2 protein-coding genes are annotated in these 3,346 nt (G+C 44.8%); both read left to right on the top strand.

Features of this window, described 5'->3' with window-relative positions; all coding sequences use genetic code 11:
* Positions 1-2,924, top strand: a 2,924-nt coding sequence (locus tag ACRC32_RS23440) for a cation-translocating P-type ATPase (RefSeq protein WP_438556236.1), incomplete at its 5' end; no start/stop codon positions are given.
* A 300-nt stretch (positions 2,925-3,224) separates the two neighbouring features.
* The coding region (locus tag ACRC32_RS23435) for a universal stress protein (protein WP_438556237.1) at positions 3,225-3,346 on the top strand (122 nt) is incomplete at its 3' end.

Below are 3,346 nucleotides of genomic sequence, written 5' to 3'. Positions count from 1 at the left end.
TGGCTACTGCTGCCCAAGGGCTTGCTGATAGTGAAGCTACGGTTAGATTAAAACAATATGGTGCAAACGAACTGCCCGAACCACCGAGGCGATCGCTTTTGCTACGATTTCTCGACCAATTGACCCATTTTATGGCGTTGCTGCTATGGGTGGCTGGTATTCTCGCTTTTATCTCTGGCACTCCAGAGTTAGGTTGGGCAATCTGGGCAGTAATTTGGATTAACGCTATCTTTAGTTTTTCTCAGGAGTTTCAAGCCGAAAAAGCCTTAAATGCTTTGAAAAAAGTTTTGCCTGCCCAAGCTAAAGTTTATCGTAGTGGCATTTTACAGACTATTCCCGCCCGTGAGTTAGTTAATGGTGATGTAATTCAATTAGAAGAAGGCGATCGCATTTCTGCCGATGCTCGTTTAGTGGCTGCGGAGAGTTTTTATGTGGATGTCTCGATCCTCACGGGGGAATCTTTACCAGTCAATCGTCATGCCCGTCCCGTGCGTACTCGTCCAGTAATACCGATGCGGAACGGTACGCCTCTAATGCACCCAGGGGAAGAATCTCTACAAGAAAAAGTTAGACCCGCAGAAATCGCTAATCTGGTACTAGCAGGTTCGACAGTAACTTCGGGTCGAGCCACAGGAATAGTCTACGCCACGGGAGATCGCACCGAATTTGGTCACGTCGCTCATCTAACTACCACAGTTAAACGCGAACCCAGCACTCTAGAAATACAGATTGCCAAGATCGTCAGATTTATTACTGCCCTGGCAATTAGCATGGGTGCAATTGTATTTCTCCTCACTTATTTTCTGGTGGGAATGGAAGCTAAAGAAAGTTTTATTTTTGCCATTGGCATTATTGTTGCTTTTGTCCCAGAAGGACTATTGCCTACGGTAACTTTGTCCCTGGCAATAGGAGTACAGCGTATGGCAAAATCCAATGCCCTAGTGCGTCGTCTTTCAGCAGTTGAAACCCTCAGCGCGATCACCGCTATTTGCACCGATAAAACAGGGACTTTAACCAAAAATGAGATGACCGTCCGCAGTCTCTGGCTGCCCAGCACAACAGATGCTTATATTGAAGTTACGGGTGCTGGATATGAACCAACAGGAGAAATTAATCTTCCTTCTGAAAGTCAGGCACAAGAACAAGTTCGGTTACTTTTAGCTGGTGCAGCACTGTGTTCTAATGCTCGTTTAGTTCATCTGACTCAACCGAGTCGCTGGCAAGAAATTGGCGATCCTACCGAAGCAGCATTGTTAGTGGCAGCAATGAAGGCGGGGTTGGAACCAGAAATACTACAGAATGAATCTCCCAGACTGCGGGAAGTCCCTTTTGATTCTCGTCGTCGCCTAATGAGTGTGGTGTTAGATTGGCATTCGCAACTATGGGAAAATGAGTGGCAAAATGAGCATCCTTATTTCTGCTTTACCAAAGGCGCACCTCTAGAAGTTTTACGTCACTGCAATTGGACTTTACGGGATAATAAGCTGATTGAACTTACCCAGAGCGATCGCACTGCCATAACCACAGCCAATGATAACCTGGCACGTCAAGGTTTTCGCGTGTTGGGAATTGCTGCCCGTCAAGGAGAGCAGGAACTGTTAGAAATAACATCGGCACAACTAGAGCAGGATCTTACCTTTATTGGTTTAGTAGCCATGTTCGATCCTCCTCGTACAGAAGTAAAAGAAGCGATCGCCCAATGTGATCGAGCAGGAATTAGCGTGACGATGATTACAGGAGATTACGGCTTAACCGCCGAAGCGATCGCCCGCAAAATTGGTTTAGTAGAGGGTAAAGCTAGGGTAGTTACAGGCGAAGAAATAGGACATTTATCTGAGGCGCAACTGCGTCAATTAATTCATCATCGTGAGGGGCTGACACCGCCACGGACTTCTCAAGCATTTGAGGGAACCTCAAATGACGAGTCCTCCTCGAAGGGCGGTGCTTGTACGCCCCGTCAGCAGCAACTGATCTTTGCTCGCGTGATGCCCGAACAAAAACTACAGATTGTCAAAGCCTATCAAAGTCTCGGTCATGTAGTTGCAGTTACGGGGGATGGAGTTAATGATGCCCCTGCCCTCCAGGCTGCCAATATTGGTATTGCTATGGGCATGAGTGGTACTGATGTTGCTCGCGAAGCAGCAGATATAGTTTTACTCGATGATAACTTTGCCACTATTGTTAAGGCGATCAAGCAGGGACGAGGGGTTTATCAAAATATCCGTAAGTTTATGACCTATATTCTGGCTTCCAATGTGGCGGAGATTGTACCGTTTTTAGCCATGGTAATCTTTAAAATCCCCCCAGCTTTGATTGTCTTGCAAATTCTGGCGATCGATTTGGGGACAGATATGATTCCCGCTCTAGCATTGGGAGCAGAGCCACCAGAAACAGGAATTATGCAGCAGCCACCCCGTAAAAAATCGCAGCCCCTCCTCGATCGCTCTCTATTAGCTCGTGCCTATGGTTTTTTGGGTTTAATTGAAGCAGTGCTGGGGATGAGTGCGTTTTTTGCTGTCTGGTGGAGCTATGGCTACAGTTTTGCCGAACTTCAAGCCGTGAGTGGGGCAATTTTATCTCATTCAGCCGATCCTACCACTAGAGCAATCTATCAACAGGCTACTACGGCTACTCTCGTAACGATCGTCGCTTGTCAGGATGGCAATGTGTTTGCCTGTCGTTCTGAGAGAACATCGATTTTTAAATTAGGATTTTTGAGCAATCGTTTAATTTGGTTGGGTATTGCTACCGAGTGGATTTTAATTCTCTGTATTGTTTTTCTCAAGCCTTTAGAAAATATTTTTGCTACTGCCCCCTTAGAGATTTGGCAGTGGCTGTTGCTGTTAATCTGTCCGCCGATCTTGTTAGGGGCTGAAGAACTACGCAAACGCTTTTTCCGCCGTCGGGTAGTCCCAAAGATCTAAGGATAGAGATAATCGTATTTAAGAGTCGCTACGATTTTTGGTGCAATTCAAGGAGTTGCGATCGTTGCTGGGATAATTATCGGCTTGTTTATAGAAACCCCTAACCTCATGGGTATTGATGACTTTAGCGATCGCGGATTAATAATTAAAATATGCTTTTTGGACAACCAAAAAAACTAACAGTTCTCACACTGTAATATCTCTAACAAGATCACAATTTCCTCAAGTTGTTTGACTATAAATAAAATTAAAAACAATCGAACTACAGATCGACTTGCTTAAATATTAAACAAGACAATTATGTTCAACAAAATTTTAGTAGCGGTAGATATTAGAGAAATAGATAAAAGTGCTTTCAATCAGGTTTTATTCCTGGCGAAAACCACTGGTGCTAAATTGATGTTGTTAAATGTTATTGCACC

It is taken from the genome of Chroococcidiopsis sp., assembly GCF_051657925.1.
GTDB lineage: Bacteria > Cyanobacteriota > Cyanobacteriia > Cyanobacteriales > Chroococcidiopsidaceae > Chroococcidiopsis.
Note: the sequence above shows the minus strand (reverse complement) of the source record. Positions and strands in the feature narration are given on the sequence as shown.